Source organism: Prosthecobacter sp. (genome assembly GCF_044373815.1).
In the GTDB taxonomy this organism is placed as follows: Bacteria; Verrucomicrobiota; Verrucomicrobiia; order Verrucomicrobiales; family Verrucomicrobiaceae; genus Prosthecobacter.
The window spans coordinates 1-14,302 of record NZ_JBIPNG010000135.1; the positions used below are offsets into that span (position 1 = coordinate 1).

Sequence of the window (14,302 nt, forward strand, 5' to 3'; positions counted from 1 at the left end):
GTTCTTCCTCATGCAGATGTTTGGGGTGACGATCAACCTGATCACGCTCTTCGCGCTGGTGCTGGCGATCGGCATCGTGGTGGACGACCCCATCGTGGTGGTGGAGGCCGTGCATGCGAAAATGCACGGGACGAACATCACCCCCTACAAAGCGACGCAGATGGTGCTGCATGAAATCGCCGGCGCCGTTATCGCGATCACGCTGGTGATGACTGCGGTGTTCGTGCCAGTGACGTTCATGACCGGCCCGGTGGGGGTCTTTTACCGGCAGTTCTCGATCACCATGGCGGTGGCCATCGTGCTCTCCGGCGTCATGGCGCTCACGCTGACGCCCGTGCTGTGCGCGATGATCCTGAAAAAGTCCGAGCATGGGCACGACAACGAACACGGCCACAAGCGCAAATGGCGCGGGCCGATTGCGTGGCTGCTGCACATCTTCAACATCGTCTTTGAAAAGGTGACGGACATTTATGTCGCCATCCTCAGAAAGATCGTCCACCGGCGGCTGCTGACGTTCTCAGTGCTGGGGATGGCCGGTGCAGCGATCTACTTCATCAACGAAAAACTGCCCGCAGGCTTCATTCCAGCGGAGGACCAGGGAATGATCTACGCGATTCTGCAGACGCCTCCTGGATCGACCTTGGAACGCACCTCAGCGAAGTCCACCGAGCTGCAGAAGCTCGCCAAGACCATTGAAGGGGTCGACTCCGTGTCATCGCTGGCGGGCTACGAAGTGCTGACGGAGGGCCGCGGATCGAACGCCGGCACGTGTCTGATCAATCTGGAAAACTGGGATGAGCGCAAACTGACCGCACCTCAGATCATCGCGGAACTGGAAGAGAAATGCAAAGCCATCTCGGGTGTCACGATCGAGTTCTACGAGCCTCCAGCGGTTCCCGGCTACGGTGCAGCGGGTGGTTTCTCGCTCCGACTGCTGGACAAGACCAACACGGGTGACTACGACAAGCTGCAGGTGGTGAACGATGAGTTCATGACGGCGCTCGGGAAGCGCAAAGAACTCCGCGGCCTCTTCACTTTCTTCAGCGCCAACTATCCCCAGATCGAGCTCGTCATTGACAACAAAGTGGCGATGCAAAAGGGGGTCTCGATTGGCAAGGCGATGGACAACCTTTCCGTCATGATCGGCAGTACGTACGAACAGGGCTTCATCAAGTTTGGCCAGTTCTTCAAGCTGTATGTGCAGGCACATCCGGACTACCGGAAGCTGCCGAAGGATCTCAAGGACATGTATGTGGCCAATGAAAAGGGCGAGATGGTGCCGTATTCGGCATTCATGAGCCTGAAGCCGAAGCTGGGCTTGAATGAAATCACCCGTTACAACGCCTACCCGGCACCGTCCATCCAGGGTGCGCCGGCCGCAGGTTTCAGCAGCGGTGATGCCATCAAAGCGATCCAGGACGTGGCGAAGAAGACCCTGCCGCGAGGCTTTGACATCGGCTGGGCCGGGCTCTCGTTTGACGAGGTGGGACGAGGCAATGAGGCGATGTATATTTTCATCGTGGTGCTGCTGTTCGTTTACATGGTGCTGGTCGGGCAGTACGAGAGCTTCACACTGCCGCTGGCCGTGATCCTCTCCCTGCCAGTGGGTGTCATGGGGTCCTTTGCGCTGCTTAAGACGATGGGACTGGACAACGACATTTATGCGCAGGTGGGCATCATCATGCTGGTGGGCCTGCTGGGCAAGAACGCCATTCTGATCGTCGAATTCGCCTCCCAACGGCATCATGAAGGGCTTTCCATCCTTGAGTCGGCCATTGAAGGCGCCAAGGTGCGCTTCCGTCCGATTTTGATGACATCCTTCGCCTTCATCGCGGGGATGATCCCCCTGCTGCGGGCCTCGGGAGCGGGCGCAATCGCCAACAAGACGATTGGTGCCTCAGCGGCTGGCGGGATGCTTTTAGGAACGGTGATCGGTCTGCTTGTCGTTCCCGGACTTTATTATATCTTCGGCACGATCGCAGCCCGTGGAAAGCTTCTCCCAGATGAAGACGATACACCGCTGAGCGAACTCGGAGAGTACGGCCATCATGAACATGCAAAACCTGAAGAACAAGCTCCTAGCATTTAATTTCGTTTGTCTAATCGTCATGGTGCAGGGGTGCTCTTCGGTGCTCCGTCGTGACCCTTTGCCATCGAGTGATCCGCCGCTGCCTGCCAACTTTCCGGACACGGCGGGAACGAAGAACTCCGCCGTGATCGGATGGAAGGAGTACTTCAAGGATCCAAACCTGACCTCCCTGATTGGCACTGCTTTGCAGAACAATCAGGAACTGAACATCCTGCTGCAGGAAATCGAGGCGTCGAAGTCCGAAGTGCGCGCGCGCAAAGGCGCCATTCTCCCCTTTGTGACCGCAGGCACGACCGCCGGTCTGGACAAAGTGGGCAGGCATACGGCCGCCGGAGCTGCGGAAGACAATCCCGCCAATGAAATTGCAGATGGAACAGTCATTCCAACCAACATGCCCAACTTCGGCTTCTCTGCCGACTTTGACTGGGAAGTGGACATCTGGAGGAAGCTGCGCAACGAGCGGGATGCCGCGATCCTGCGCTACCTGGGCACCCAGGAAGGGCGGAACTTCATGATCACGAACATCGTCTCCGAGATCGCCCAGACCTACTATGAACTGGTGGCGTTTGACAACCAGCTGACGACCCTGAAGCGGATGATTGAGATTCAAAAGAATGCGCTCGAGACGGTGAGGCTGCAGAAAGCGAACGCCCGGGTCACGGAGCTTGCCGTGCGCCGATTTGAGGCGGAAGTGCTCAAGAACCAAAGCCATCAGTTCCAAGTTCAGCAGCAGATCACGGTGGCTGAAAACAAGCTCAACTATCTGGTGGGTCGCTACCCCCAGCACGTGACGCGGAAGTCTGAGGGCTTCGAGCAACTGATGCTTGGCCGCATCAACACCGGACTGCCGGTCGAATTGCTGCGGAACCGTCCGGACGTGCGGCGCGCGGAGCTGGAACTGGCGGCGACCGGGCTGGATGTGAAGGCTGCGGCGGCGAGATTCTACCCTTCCCTCAGTCTCAAAGGAGCCTTGGGATTGCAGTCCTTCTCACTGGAGTCCGCGTTTACCACCCCGGCTTCGCTGGTTTATGGTATTGCCGGTAACGTGATGGCACCGTTGATCAACCGGAGTGCGATCAAGGCAGCGTTCCTCGGCGCGAGCGCCCGCCAGATTGCGGCGATCTACACCTACCAGCAGACGGTGCTGAAAGCCTACGTCGAAACGGTGAACCAACTCGCGCAGATCAAAAACTACGGTCGGAGCTACGATCTCAAGGCCCAGCAGGTGGCGGCTCTGAACGACTCCATCAACATCGCCGGCCAGCTCTTCTTCAACGCCCGTGCGGAATACACTGAAGTGCTGCTGACCCAGCGTGATGCACTTGAGTCGAAGATTGATCTGATCGAGCTGAAGCAGGAGCAGCTGAATGCTTTTGTGAAGGCTTACAAGGCTCTCGGCGGCGGTTACAACCGCGCGGCTGGCGGCTCGGGCAACTCCACCAAGATGGCGGCGCCTAAAGTGGTGGGTGAATTGAAAGGTGGCAGCTAGGCTGGTGCTGCTTTGACCAGCGCTTCGTCATTGGCACCGCCCATTTAAACACGCAAAGGCTCTTGTTTTGCCGGACAGGATGGCTTTGGTCGTGGCCCACCATGAAACCACGCCTTCTACTTGCCGCACTCGCCCTGGCCATCTCGATTCCTGCTTTCGCTGATGACTTCGTGTCACTCTTTGACGGTAAAACACTCACGGGCTGGAAGAACCCGTATGAGTGGGGCCAGATCGACATTGTGGACGGGGAAATTCATCTCACGGGAGAAAAGAAGTTCTTCGTGGTGACGGAGAAGACCTACGGTGACTTCATCTTTGAAGGCGACATTCTGCTGCCTGCAGGCCAGGCGAACAGCGGGTTCATGTTCCGGGCACATGTGGAGAAGAACAAGGTCTTCGGTTATCAGGCGGAAGTGGATGGGGATGCGAACCGCAAGTGGAGCGGTGGCTTGTATGATGAAGGGCGGCGCATGTGGTTTGCGAGTCCGATCAAGGGCAACAAGGAAAGCGAAGCCGCCTTCCGCGCCCGTGCCGGTGATGCCTTCAAGCGCAATGACTGGAACAACTACCGCATTGAATGCCGTGGGAAGAGCCTGAAGATTTTCGTGAACGGGGTGCTGACCACGGATGTGGAGGACGACAAGGATGCGAGAGGCGTGATCGCCATTCAGCATCATGGTGAGAAGGGGCAGACGTACAAGTTTCGTAATCTGCGGATTCAGGAGCTGAAGTAGGGGGAGGCAAAAGGGACGAATGCGATGAGCACGCCTGCCCGTCGTGCCCCGGCCCCTGCTTCACCTACCTAGGCGGTGATTGAAAACCTAATTTATCACAGGTTCTGCTCATCAGGAGTGTGGCGGTGTTTTGTGCCACCGCTACGCGGTTCCACGGAATTTGAGAGGAATGGGTGATGAGGTTCCGTGGGTTGGCACCACGGCTACGGTTGTGCCAGCCCTCCGGGCTTTCGGAGGGAGAGAGTGTGTGGACTGCTGGGAGGTGCGAGATATGATGGGAGAGCTGTGCTCATCTCGCGGAGCGAGATGGCTACTTTTCAAACGGCGCTTATAGAGTACTCAGACGTTTGGGAAGGCTGCGCAGCTTAGATCTATGGCGGGAGGAAGTGCGAAGTGGTAAGGTTGCAAAAATTCGTCTGGCGTGACTCGAGGGCCAACATGCGTGCGGTGACGCTGGCCGACGGGCAAGAGTGCCCATCGTACTTTCGAGCAGCTTCTTCGTCGGAATGGTCCCCTCTTGTTTTGCGAGGCTCTATCAGCATGGAGAGCTACAGGCCCATCATCGCGTCCAGCACGCGGCGGCAAAGCTCGGAGACGGTTTTGCCATCTGTGTAGTGATTGACCATGAGGGCGTAGCTGTATTCCTCGCCTGATTTGGTTTTGGCGTAGCCGGTGTAGGTGCGGATGCCGGACATGGCACCGATCTTCCAGGTGAGCCCGTTTTCGGAGAGCAGCGAGGCTTTGTATGCGATCCCCTGCGGGCCGGTGCCTGCGACGAACTGGAGGCGGGCGAGATCGAGCGGACGAATGAAGTCGGCGCGGGAGAGGCCGCTGCCGTCTTCCATGCGGAGGCCGGCGAATTCGAGGCCGCGGGTTTTCCAGTGTTCGCGGATGACTTCAGCGGATGGTTTGCCAGCCTTCAGGCCGAGCATGCGGAAAACGCATTCCGTTTCCTGGTTGTCGGAGACTTTGTGGATGCTTTTGATGATGTCGAGCAGCGGCGGGGAGTCGTGTTTGATAAGTGAATGACTGGGGGAGGCTGGGGCGATGCTGGTGGCTACTCCACTGCCACTGCTTTTGGCAGTACCACTGCCACTGCCACTTTTTTTGGCGGGACCAGCGCCAGTGCCTGGGCTGCCCACCTGAATGCCAGCTGCCTGCAGGGCGGCGCGGAAATGGTGTGCGGCAAAACGTGCGGGATCTGGCACGGCACCCCGGGCCTGAAATTTTGTGGCTCCCAGAGGGACGGTGCCGCGCAAGTGGATGGCGTTGGTGTTTTCGCCACCGTGAATCATGACGCCATCGCCGGAATCGGCAGGGCCCGTGGTCACTTCATTCTTCCAGATTGCGCCGGGGACTTCGAGATTGATGCCGAGCAGTTGGGCGGGAGAACCCACCTCGGGCCCTGCCTGAAACATCACGATGTAGCGGTTGTGATTGAGATTCAGCCCTGCGACGCCGCTGCCGTAGCCGTTGCCGATGTCGCCCCAATTCCAAAAGTCGCCGTAGAGGCTGCCGCTGAAGAAGCTGGGGTCGACACGAATGCCGCCGGTGATGCGAAGGAGGCCGCGCTGCTTCAAATCGGCGGCCCAGGCTTTCAAATCGTCGAGCTTCAGCATGGGATCGCCGCCGCCGACGATGACGAGATCGCCTCTGATAACGCCCTCCTGGATGGGTGCGGTGGATTTGAGTTCGGTGGTGAAATGGAAGTCCGGCCCAAGGATTTCCAATGCGGTGGCGGTGGTGAGGGTTTTGAAACTGGAGGCCGGAATGAGGGCCGTCCCGGCGTTTTCATCCATGGTGACCACGCCTTTGCTGTCGATGAGGCAGAAGCCAATGGCGGTGCCGGTGAGAACCGGATTTGCGCGGGCTTCCTGCAGCAACTTGGCGACGGCATTGAGAGGGGCGGGAGGGGCTTCTTGGGGCGGACTTTTTTCTGCTGGTGTGGTGACAGGGACCGGGACGGAAGGGACGATGGCTGGAGGCTCCACCTGAGCAGGCAGGGGGGCGGAGGTCACTGAAGGTGCCGCGTGAGAGCCGGCATCGCGCCGCAGAAGGAGCGAAGCAGCCAGCGCCGAGGCGAGCAGAAGGATGACGATGTTTTTTAACATGCGCTGAGTGTAACCTGAAACGCGGCAGCGCCAAGCGAGGCGCTGGGAAATGGAGGATGGGAAGATGGTGCATTGTTTCGCGCCTGTTCTTCACTTGCCGGATCACCTGAGGGGACTAACATCGCCTCCATGTTTGAACTGGCCCCTGAAAAATGGACGATGCAGGGAATCCTGTGGGGTTTTTTTGTTTTTGGCGGGCTGATTGCCGGTGCCGGGCTGATATGGACCGCCAACACGGCAAGGTTTCTTTACAGCTCTGAAAAAACCACGGGCGTGATTGTTGATGTGGTCGGCATTCTGAGCAAGCGGAGCCCGAGTGAATCGCCGCAGGCGAAGCAGGTGATCAGCTATTACCCGGTGGTGGAGTTTCGTGATGCGCGGGGAAGCTTGCACAAGGCCCAATCATCGAGGGCGGCGCGGTCCGATCATTTTAAGCGTGGTGATGAGGTCGGCGTTTATTACGATGCCCAAGATCCCGCAGAGATGTTCATTGAAAACACGTGGATGCTGTGGTTTTCCCCAGGAGTGATTTTGGGCAGCGGACTGATCTGGATGCTCGCTGTGGGTGGCATGATGATATTGAGCAAACGATTTGATGCGAGCTTTGCCCAGAGCAAAGCGCGGTTTTACAGCCAGGTGGCCGCCTCAGACCCAGAGAAACCCGGCAACGATTCTTCCCACCGATGAAACCTGAAAAAGTGAAGTTTATGCTGATGGCCGCCGACATGAAGCGGGCGGTGGCGTTTTACCGCGATGTGATCGGCCTGGAGGAGATCTTTGTGAGCGATTTTTGGACGGAGCTGCGGTTTGGGGATGCGATCATCGCGCTGCATGGCGGGCATGACGGCTCGCGGAATCCGACGGGGCTTAGCTTTCAGTATGAGGACGTGCTGGTGATGGCGGAGAAGATTGCCAGTGCGGGGGCGAAGATTTTGCAGTCGCCGCAGCAGCGTGAGGGGGAGCCGATTTTGCTGGGGGTTTTTCGGGATGCGGAGGGGAATGAGGTGTTTATGACGCAGTATGTGGGGTGAAGAAAAGAATCGGGGGCGAGACCCCGACGCCTTTGGGGCTGAATTCGGCGTTCGCTGTGGTTCCCGGCGTTGCATGGGGCGGCGGGTGCGTATTATATCCGCCCCCCACTTATGCTGACGTCCTTCATCCCCACGCTTGATGCCCTCCCGGCGCGTAAAACGCCGCTGATGGAGCGGTTTGCGGCGCTGCTGGAGCCGAAGGGTCCGGCGCAGATCGAGGCGATGGCAAAGGAGTCGCGGATGATCACGCGGCGGAATTTTGGGCGGACGATGAGGCTGTTTGCACCGCTGTATGTGTCCAATGAGTGCGTGAACAACTGCAGCTACTGCGGATTTTCACGCGACAACAACTCGATCCTGCGTGTGACCCTAACGATCGAGCAGGTGGTGACGGAGGCGAAGCACTTGGTGGCGCAGGGGTTTCGGAACATCCTGCTGGTGGCGGGAGAGCATCCCAAATTCGTGAGCGATGGCTACCTGGAGGAATGCATCCGGGCGATTCGTGAGTTTGTGCCGACGATCGGCATCGAGGTCGGGCCGATGGAGGCGCCGGAGTATGAGCGCATGGTCAAGGCGGGCGCGGAGGGCCTGGTGGTATATCAGGAGACGTATGACCGTGAGATTTACAAAGACATGCACACGGCGGGGCCGAAGAAGGACTTTGACTGGCGGCTGGCCTGCCCCGAGCGTGGCTATGCGGGGGGATTTCGCCGCATCGGGATTGGCGCGCTGTTTGGCCTGAGTGACTGGCGGCTGGAAGCGCTGCGGCTGGCGGCGCATTTGGAGCATCTTTACAAGCACTGCTGGAAAGCGAGCTTCACGGTGGCGTTTCCACGGCTGCGGCCGGCGGCGGGTGGCTTCACGCCGATGACGGATTTTCCGGACTGGGCGCTGGTGCAGACGATCTGCGCCTACCGCATCATCTTCCCGGAAGTGGGGATCATTTTGAGCACGCGTGAGTCTGCGCCGCTGCGGGATGCGCTGGCACCGCTGGGGATCACGGTGATGAGCGCGGGGAGCCATACGGAGCCGGGTGGCTACACGGGGGCTGGGAATGATGACTTGCACCTGACGGTGCGTGGCAAGCGCGTGGAAGTGGAGACGAAGGCGGAGTCGAATCGTGCCGAGGGGCAGTTTGGCATCGCGGATCAGAGATCACCGCAGAGTGTGGCGGAGATGCTGCGGCTGCAGGGGCTGGATCCGGTGTGGAAGGACTGGGATGCTTCGATCCTGGCTGCTTAAATGACGACTTTTGCTATGAAGATCACTTTGAACGGAGAGAAGCGTGAGCTGGATGGACCGCAGACGGTGAGGTCGCTGCTGGAGATTATTGGTCTCGGAGGCAAGCCTGTGGTGGTGGAGCAGAATCAGATCGCGCTGCTGCCGAGGGAGATTGATGGGGCGAGCGTGAACGATGGGGATGTGATCGAGGTGGTGCAGATCACGGCGGGGGGCTAGCGTGGGCCGTCCAGACGCCGCACTCGGAGAGTGCGGACCACTTCACGACAAGGACCTCGGGAACCTCCTGTGCAAAGAGAATCCTAGCGGGAGACGCCGGCGTAGCCGTTGCCGCTGGAGCAGAGGCGGAAGAGGTGATTGCAGACTTCGTGGGCGGAGAGGATGCCAGTGCGGGGGAGTTGATCGAAGTCGCCGATGAGGACGGGCCAGTCGGCGCGGTCTTCGGGGATGCGGCCGTGGGAGCCTTTGACGAGGGAGGCGTCGAGAGGGATGACGTCCATGAGCATGCGCTGACCGAGGGCTTTTTTGGCGAGCTTGCCGGCGATTTTGAGCTTGGGCCACTTGATGGCGGGATCGAGGAAGAGCTCGGCGGGGTCGTAGCCGCATTTGCGGTGGATGTCGACGCAGCGGGCGAAGTCGGGGGCTTTGCGGTCGTCCTGCCAGTAGTAGTAGGTGAACCAGCTTTTGGCATCGGCGACGGCGATGAGATCTCCGCTGCGTTCGTGATTGAGGCCGACGAGATGCTTTTCCATCTTGCCGAGGACCTGGGCGACGCCGGGGGTGGATTCGAGGGTGCTGCGGACGCTGGCGAGGAGGCTGGGGTCGTTGACGTAGATGTGGGCGACCTGATGATCGGCGATGGCGAAGGCTTTGGAGCCGCCGAGGTCGAGGGTTTCGCGGCCGAGTTCGTCTTTGATGTTGAGCCAGCCCTTCTCGCGGAAGACGCGGTTCAGGTGGACTGGCTGCTCGACGTTGGTGATGCCGTATTCGGAGAGGAGGACGACTTTGATGTTTCGTGTCTCGTAAAAGCGGATGAGATCGCCGACGACGTTGTCGATCTGGCGGAGATCGAAACGGATTTTGTCCATGTCGATGCCGACGCGCTGGAGATTGTAGTCGAGGTGGGGGAGGTAAACGAGGGAGAGGCCGGGCCAGTGTTTTTCTTCGATCCATTTGGCGCTTTCGGCGATCCAGATGGAGGATTTGATGTCGGAGCCGGGGCCCCAGAAGTGGCGGAAGGGAAAGGGGCCGAGATCTTTTTTGATGCGATCCCGCAGGGGCATCGGATGCGTGTGGATGTCGAAGACTTTGCGGCCATCCGCGGGGTAAAGCGGGCGCGGGGTGATGGAGATGTCCGCGGTGGAGTACATGTTGAACCACCAGAAGAGCTTGGCGCAGGTGAACTGGGGATCGACGCGACGGAGGGCTTCCCAGAGTTTTTCGCCCTGCATGAGCTGCTCGGGCTGCTTCCAGAAACGGTGCTCGGCGTAGTCGCGGTCATACCAGCCGTTGGCGACGACGCCGTGATCTCGGGCGAGTCTGCCGGTGAGGTAGGTGGCCTGGGCCGTGCAGGTGACGGCGGGCAGGACGGGCTCGATGAGCGTGGAGCGGTTGCGCTCGATGAAGGCACGGATGGCCGGGGTGTGCTCGCCGATGAGCCGGGTGGTGAGGCCGACGACGTTCAGGATGGCGGTGCGCTGCATGACGTAAGTTCGCTGTTCTCGGTTTTTAGTTCCCTTTTGTTAGCATGGGAACCGTGAACTGCGAACGGAGAACTGGAAACCTCAGTAGAGCATCGCGGCGATGACGTAGGCGATTTTGCAAATGAAGTGCAGCGCCTGATCCTGAGTGAAGGTGGTTTTGTTTTCGCATTTGGCGAAATCAATGAGCCAGTGCAGGACGAATTCGATGGAGCCGAGAATGAAACAGCCGGTGATGGCCCAGACGGCGGCGGCGTGGATCAGGCAATGGGCGGTCATGCACCAAGGCCAGATCTGCACCGGACGGGAGGGATCCTGCAGCTTGTAGAGCAGGTGGCGGTTTTTGCAGATGGAGAGGAATTCACCCTGCAAAGGGTAGTCCATCACCGCATGACCGGCGAACAGGAGGAAAATGACCTGGATGGCTTCCAGCCAAGTGTGCGGAGGAAATGGCAGCAGGCCAGACATGCAGAAGTTTTCCACGATGAAGAGCGGACTGCAATGCGTGATTCACACCAGCGCAAAACAATCCGCCTCACGTGCATGAATCAGGCGCTGTAGAAGGCGGCGATCTTCTCATTCACCGCGCGGAGACGGTGGGAAATGGTGCGGCCGACACCGATGAGCAGCCATGCGGCGGCACGCGGGTATTCGTTGATGTAGCTTTCGAGGGTCGCGCCGTCGATGCGCCAGACCTGGGAAAACTCGACAGCGGTGACGCTGGCGCTGGCGACATTGGGGTCGAGCAGGTTGATTTCGCCGATGGTCTCACCTTTTTGGATGGAGCCGAGGAGCACCTTGTGGCCGCCGCGCATGGCGGTGGCGTGGAACTTGCCGGAGACGACGAAGAACAGGCTGTTTTGCTGCTGCCCCTCTTCGATCAGATGCTGGCCGGGCTGCACAGGCAGGAATTCGCCGTAGCCGCTGAGGATGTCGCGATCCTCGTCACCAAGAGGTTCGAGGATGCCTTGGGCCGGTAGTTTGGGAGACGAGAGTGAGCTCATGGGAATCAGTAAGGATGAATTAAGCAGTCTTTTTTAAGCGGAGATGCTCGGAATGGCAAGCACGCTGAGCGAGAAGCCACGGAATCCCCCCCTGCAACACTGAAATTGTGACATTTGCCGAAAAGGGGCGCGATCCAGCATTTCCACCCACTGTGGTCGTTCACATTTGCGAAGTATGTACATCCTAAATTTTGCTGGATTTCCAAGGGCCCCGGTTCAAAATCAATGTCTCACTTCAACCAGCCACCCAGACCCTATCCATGTCCGACTCTTCCTCCTCCAAATGCTGCGGCAGCCTCAGTTACGATTTTGCACATCTTCTGCTCCGTCTTTGGGTCGGCCTGCGCCTTTTCATGGCAGGTCTCGACAAGTTTCGCTGGGGCAACGGACCGACGGTGAGCTTTGGTCTGGACAATTATGCGAAGAAAACCGGCCCGCTGGCCAAGCTGATGACGGACAACAGCTTCATGCCTGAGTGGGCGTGCAATGCCTTCGCCGCGACCATCGGTTACATTCTTGTGCCCGTCGGCATCTGGGTTGCGATTGGCATTTTCACTGAGTTTGGCCTGCTGGCCGCCGGCCTGGTCTTCCTTTCCCTGGGTCTGGGACTTGCCGCCCTGCCGGATGACACGGAAGTGGTGAGCAACATCGGTCTTTCCATTCTGATCGTGGCCGCCGCGCTGGTGACCTCGAAGGCGAAAACCTTCTCGATCGACTGCATCCTTGGCCGCAAGAAGGCATAACCACGACTTCACGTCGTCATTGGCAGTGAACCCACACGCCTGATTGCACCTATGAATTCCCAGCCTCCATCCCCTTCCCCAGCGCCACTGTCCCGTTTCATGGACCGTCGCGGCTTCCTCCGCACCAGTGCTCTGACGAGCAGCGGAATCTATCTCGCCACCAGCAAGAGCGCGATCGCGCAAGCGACCGAAAAAGGCCGCACGATCAAGTGCGCTCTCGTCGGCTGCGGTGCGCAGGGCAACGCCCTACGCGTGGCCTCCAAAGACGTTCCTGGCATCCAGTGGGTGGCCATGTGCGACATCTGGGAGTTCTCCATCCGCAAGACCAAAGGCGGCTTCCTCGGTGAAAACAAGGCTCAGGTCGAAGGTGAGATCAAAGTCTACTACGACATCAACGAGATGCTGGACAAGGAGCCCTCGATTGAGGCGGTGTTCATCGCGACGCCTGACTTCATGCACGCTCCGTATTCGCGCCTCTGCCTGGAAAAGGGCAAGCACGTGTACTGCGAGAAGATGATGAGCAACACGATCGAGGGAGCACGCGACATGGTGCGCGCCGGCAAGGCGAACCCGGGTATTTTCCAGATCGGCCATCAGCGCCACTCCAATCCGCGCTACATCAACCTGCGCGACAACGTGATCAAGCCGGGTAAGATGCTGGGCCGGATCACCCACGCGTATGCGCAGTGGAACCGTGGTGTCTCCGGCAGCGCCCCGCAGGGCGCGGTGAAGGGCTATGAAATTTCTCAGGAAGTGCTGACGAAGCACGGCTACAACAGCCTGGAAGAGTACCGCAACTGGCGCTTCTTCTCCAAGTATGGAGCCGGCCCGCTGTCCGACCTCGGCGCGCATCAGATTGACATGTTCAACTGGATGTATGAGTCGACACCCGTTTCGGTCATTGCCTCCGGCGGCGTGGACTACTTCGATGGCACGGAAGGCCGCCCGAAGTTCGAACTGCCGGACAACATGATGTGCATCTACGAATTCAAGACGGCAGCCGGAGCGCTGCGCGCCTACTATCAGGTGCTGACCACCACGGGCTCCCAGGGTGCGTATGAAAAGCACATGGGCACCGGTGGCACTGCGATCATCTCCGAACTCGACACGAACGGCAACCAGCTCTACGCCGAACCCGGCCAGGACTGGGAAGCGTACGCCCTGGGTGAGAACCCGCCCATCATGAAGGCGGCGGACAAGGCCAAGAACAAGTTCTGGGAACATCCCCGTGACTGGGAAAAGCCGAAGGCTCCTTCTTATGGTGCCGTCAGCGTCGCCGACGTGCGCGAGAGCAAGGCGCTTTCCCAATGGGAACTGGCCCGAAAACTCAAGGTCAAGCCTCACACGCCGCATGTCGCGAACTTCATCGAGGCGGTGCAGATGAAAGATCCTGCGCACCTTACCTGCAACGTCGAAGCGGCCTTCAGATCCTGCGTGACGGTGCTCAAGGCCTACGAGGCCTCCGCCGCCGGCGGCAAGTACATCTTCAAGCCCGAAGACTTCCAGGCCTGATCTGCTGCGGAACTTCATCAATCACACAACCTCCAGCCAAATTCCCCATGAAAAACACCCTCCACATCCTCACGGGCCTCGCGCTCGTCCTTACTCTTGCCTCCTGCGGCAAGAAAGAAGAAACGAAAGCGGCAGCAGCCCCAGCAGCTCCTGCTGGTGATCTTGTCGAGATCGCGCTCGAGTTCCCAAAGCCCATGTTCATCGGCACGCCGGTGCCTGCTGAGCTGCCGAACCTTGAGAAGGCCGACCCCAGCAAGGTGGTCAAGACCATCATGGTCCCGAAAGGCACCACGAACCTTGCCAAAGGCAAGACCGTCACCAGTTCTGACAGTGCACCGATCATCGGTGAACTCAGCCTCGTGACCGACGGCGATGCCGACGGTGCTGACGGTTCCTTCGTGGAACTGATGCCCGGCAAACAGTGGGTGCAGATCGACCTCGGCGCTGCGTCGAACGTCTACAAGATCGCCATGTGGCACTACCACAAGCAGGCTCAGGCCTACATCGACGTGGAAGTGCAGGTGTCCGACGATCCTGAGTTCAAGGCTGGTGTCACCACTCTGTTTAACTCCGACCATGACGACACCTCCGGCATGGGCAAGGGCACTGATCCAGCCTACGTTGAGACCAACCATGGCCGCGTCATTGAT

14 protein-coding genes are annotated in these 14,302 nt (G+C 59.1%); 10 read left to right on the forward strand and 4 right to left on the reverse strand.

Translation table 11 applies throughout. The features are described from left to right. From ACIREA_RS12945 to ACIREA_RS12955, 3 genes are all read left to right on the forward strand, one after another. The coding region (locus ACIREA_RS12945; RefSeq protein WP_397382693.1) for an efflux RND transporter permease subunit at window positions 1-2,089 on the forward strand (2,089 nt) is incomplete at its 5' end. Continuing rightward, window positions 2,049-3,578: a TolC family protein gene (locus ACIREA_RS12950; protein WP_397382694.1), complete on the forward strand. Its 1,530-nt coding sequence runs from the start codon at window positions 2,049-2,051 to the stop codon at window positions 3,576-3,578. The genes ACIREA_RS12945 and ACIREA_RS12950, both read left to right, overlap by 41 nt. Before the next feature lie 101 nt (window positions 3,579-3,679). Further along, window positions 3,680-4,312, forward strand: coding sequence for a DUF1080 domain-containing protein (locus ACIREA_RS12955; protein ID WP_397382695.1), 633 nt, complete (start codon window positions 3,680-3,682; stop codon window positions 4,310-4,312). A 548-nt stretch (window positions 4,313-4,860) separates the two neighbouring features. Here ACIREA_RS12955 and dacB read toward each other — a convergent pair. Continuing rightward, on the reverse strand, window positions 4,861-6,423 hold the full coding sequence (gene dacB / locus ACIREA_RS12960; protein WP_397382696.1) for a D-alanyl-D-alanine carboxypeptidase/D-alanyl-D-alanine-endopeptidase: 1,563 nt from the start codon (window positions 6,421-6,423) through the stop codon (window positions 4,861-4,863). A gap of 129 nt (window positions 6,424-6,552) precedes the next feature. On the opposite strand from dacB, the gene ACIREA_RS12965 reads away from it, so the two are divergent. The 4 genes from ACIREA_RS12965 to thiS all read left to right on the forward strand — a co-directional run bounded on the left by ACIREA_RS12965 (window position 6,553) and on the right by thiS (window position 8,912). Beyond that, a complete protein-coding gene (locus ACIREA_RS12965; protein WP_397382697.1) occupies window positions 6,553-7,110 on the forward strand; it encodes a DUF3592 domain-containing protein in 558 nt (185 codons plus the stop codon). Then, entirely contained in the window at window positions 7,107-7,454 is a 348-nt protein-coding gene (locus tag ACIREA_RS12970) for a VOC family protein (protein WP_397382698.1), read from the forward strand. The genes ACIREA_RS12965 and ACIREA_RS12970 overlap by 4 nt, the downstream gene beginning before the upstream one ends. A 111-nt stretch (window positions 7,455-7,565) precedes the next feature. Further along, complete coding sequence (gene thiH, locus ACIREA_RS12975) at window positions 7,566-8,696, forward strand: 2-iminoacetate synthase ThiH (protein WP_397382699.1); 1,131 nt, start codon at window positions 7,566-7,568, stop codon at window positions 8,694-8,696. A gap of 15 nt (window positions 8,697-8,711) precedes the next feature. After that, window positions 8,712-8,912: a sulfur carrier protein ThiS gene (gene thiS / locus ACIREA_RS12980; RefSeq protein WP_397382700.1), complete on the forward strand. Its 201-nt coding sequence runs from the start codon at window positions 8,712-8,714 to the stop codon at window positions 8,910-8,912. A gap of 83 nt (window positions 8,913-8,995) precedes the next feature. On the opposite strand, the gene ACIREA_RS12985 is transcribed toward thiS, so the two are convergent. The 3 genes from ACIREA_RS12985 to ACIREA_RS12995 form a co-directional block, all read right to left on the reverse strand. Continuing rightward, window positions 8,996-10,396 (reverse strand): alkaline phosphatase family protein, encoded by a 1,401-nt coding sequence (locus ACIREA_RS12985; RefSeq protein WP_397382701.1) that lies wholly within the window; start codon window positions 10,394-10,396, stop codon window positions 8,996-8,998. A gap of 81 nt (window positions 10,397-10,477) precedes the next feature. Beyond that, a complete protein-coding gene (locus ACIREA_RS12990) occupies window positions 10,478-10,861 on the reverse strand; it encodes a DUF3307 domain-containing protein (protein ID WP_397382702.1) in 384 nt (127 codons plus the stop codon). 80 nt (window positions 10,862-10,941) lie between these two features. Continuing rightward, window positions 10,942-11,397, reverse strand: a complete 456-nt coding sequence (locus ACIREA_RS12995) for a Crp/Fnr family transcriptional regulator (RefSeq protein ID WP_395731908.1) — start codon at window positions 11,395-11,397, stop codon at window positions 10,942-10,944. Window positions 11,398-11,657: 260 nt separating this feature from the next. Between ACIREA_RS12995 and ACIREA_RS13000 the strand changes: the two genes are divergently transcribed. The 3 genes from ACIREA_RS13000 to ACIREA_RS13010 form a co-directional block, all read left to right on the forward strand. Then, on the forward strand, window positions 11,658-12,140 hold the full coding sequence (locus ACIREA_RS13000) for a TQO small subunit DoxD (RefSeq protein ID WP_397382703.1): 483 nt from the start codon (window positions 11,658-11,660) through the stop codon (window positions 12,138-12,140). Window positions 12,141-12,239: 99 nt separating this feature from the next. Continuing rightward, window positions 12,240-13,652: a Gfo/Idh/MocA family protein gene (locus ACIREA_RS13005; protein WP_397382704.1), complete on the forward strand. Its 1,413-nt coding sequence runs from the start codon at window positions 12,240-12,242 to the stop codon at window positions 13,650-13,652. 47 nt (window positions 13,653-13,699) lie between these two features. After that, window positions 13,700-14,302: discoidin domain-containing protein (locus tag ACIREA_RS13010; RefSeq protein WP_397382705.1), on the forward strand; the 603-nt coding region annotated here is incomplete at its 3' end.

What these genes read in the sequence shown, in the direction of transcription:
- thiH (WP_397382699.1), top strand. Translation starts at nt 7,566, where the DNA reads ATGCTGACGTCCTTCATCCCCACGCTTGATGCCCTCCCGGCGCGTAAA.
- ACIREA_RS12990 (WP_397382702.1), bottom strand. Translation starts at nt 10,861, where the DNA reads ATGTCTGGCCTGCTGCCATTTCCTCCGCACACTTGGCTGGAAGCCATC.
- ACIREA_RS12985 (WP_397382701.1), bottom strand. Translation starts at nt 10,396, where the DNA reads ATGCAGCGCACCGCCATCCTGAACGTCGTCGGCCTCACCACCCGGCTC.
- ACIREA_RS12965 (WP_397382697.1), top strand. Translation starts at nt 6,553, where the DNA reads ATGTTTGAACTGGCCCCTGAAAAATGGACGATGCAGGGAATCCTGTGG.
- dacB (WP_397382696.1), bottom strand. Translation starts at nt 6,423, where the DNA reads ATGTTAAAAAACATCGTCATCCTTCTGCTCGCCTCGGCGCTGGCTGCT.
- ACIREA_RS12955 (WP_397382695.1), top strand. Translation starts at nt 3,680, where the DNA reads ATGAAACCACGCCTTCTACTTGCCGCACTCGCCCTGGCCATCTCGATT.
- ACIREA_RS12995 (WP_395731908.1), bottom strand. Translation starts at nt 11,397, where the DNA reads ATGAGCTCACTCTCGTCTCCCAAACTACCGGCCCAAGGCATCCTCGAA.
- thiS (WP_397382700.1), top strand. Translation starts at nt 8,712, where the DNA reads ATGAAGATCACTTTGAACGGAGAGAAGCGTGAGCTGGATGGACCGCAG.
- ACIREA_RS12970 (WP_397382698.1), top strand. Translation starts at nt 7,107, where the DNA reads ATGAAACCTGAAAAAGTGAAGTTTATGCTGATGGCCGCCGACATGAAG.
- ACIREA_RS12950 (WP_397382694.1), top strand. Translation starts at nt 2,049, where the DNA reads ATGAACATGCAAAACCTGAAGAACAAGCTCCTAGCATTTAATTTCGTT.
- ACIREA_RS13000 (WP_397382703.1), top strand. Translation starts at nt 11,658, where the DNA reads ATGTCCGACTCTTCCTCCTCCAAATGCTGCGGCAGCCTCAGTTACGAT.
- ACIREA_RS13005 (WP_397382704.1), top strand. Translation starts at nt 12,240, where the DNA reads ATGGACCGTCGCGGCTTCCTCCGCACCAGTGCTCTGACGAGCAGCGGA.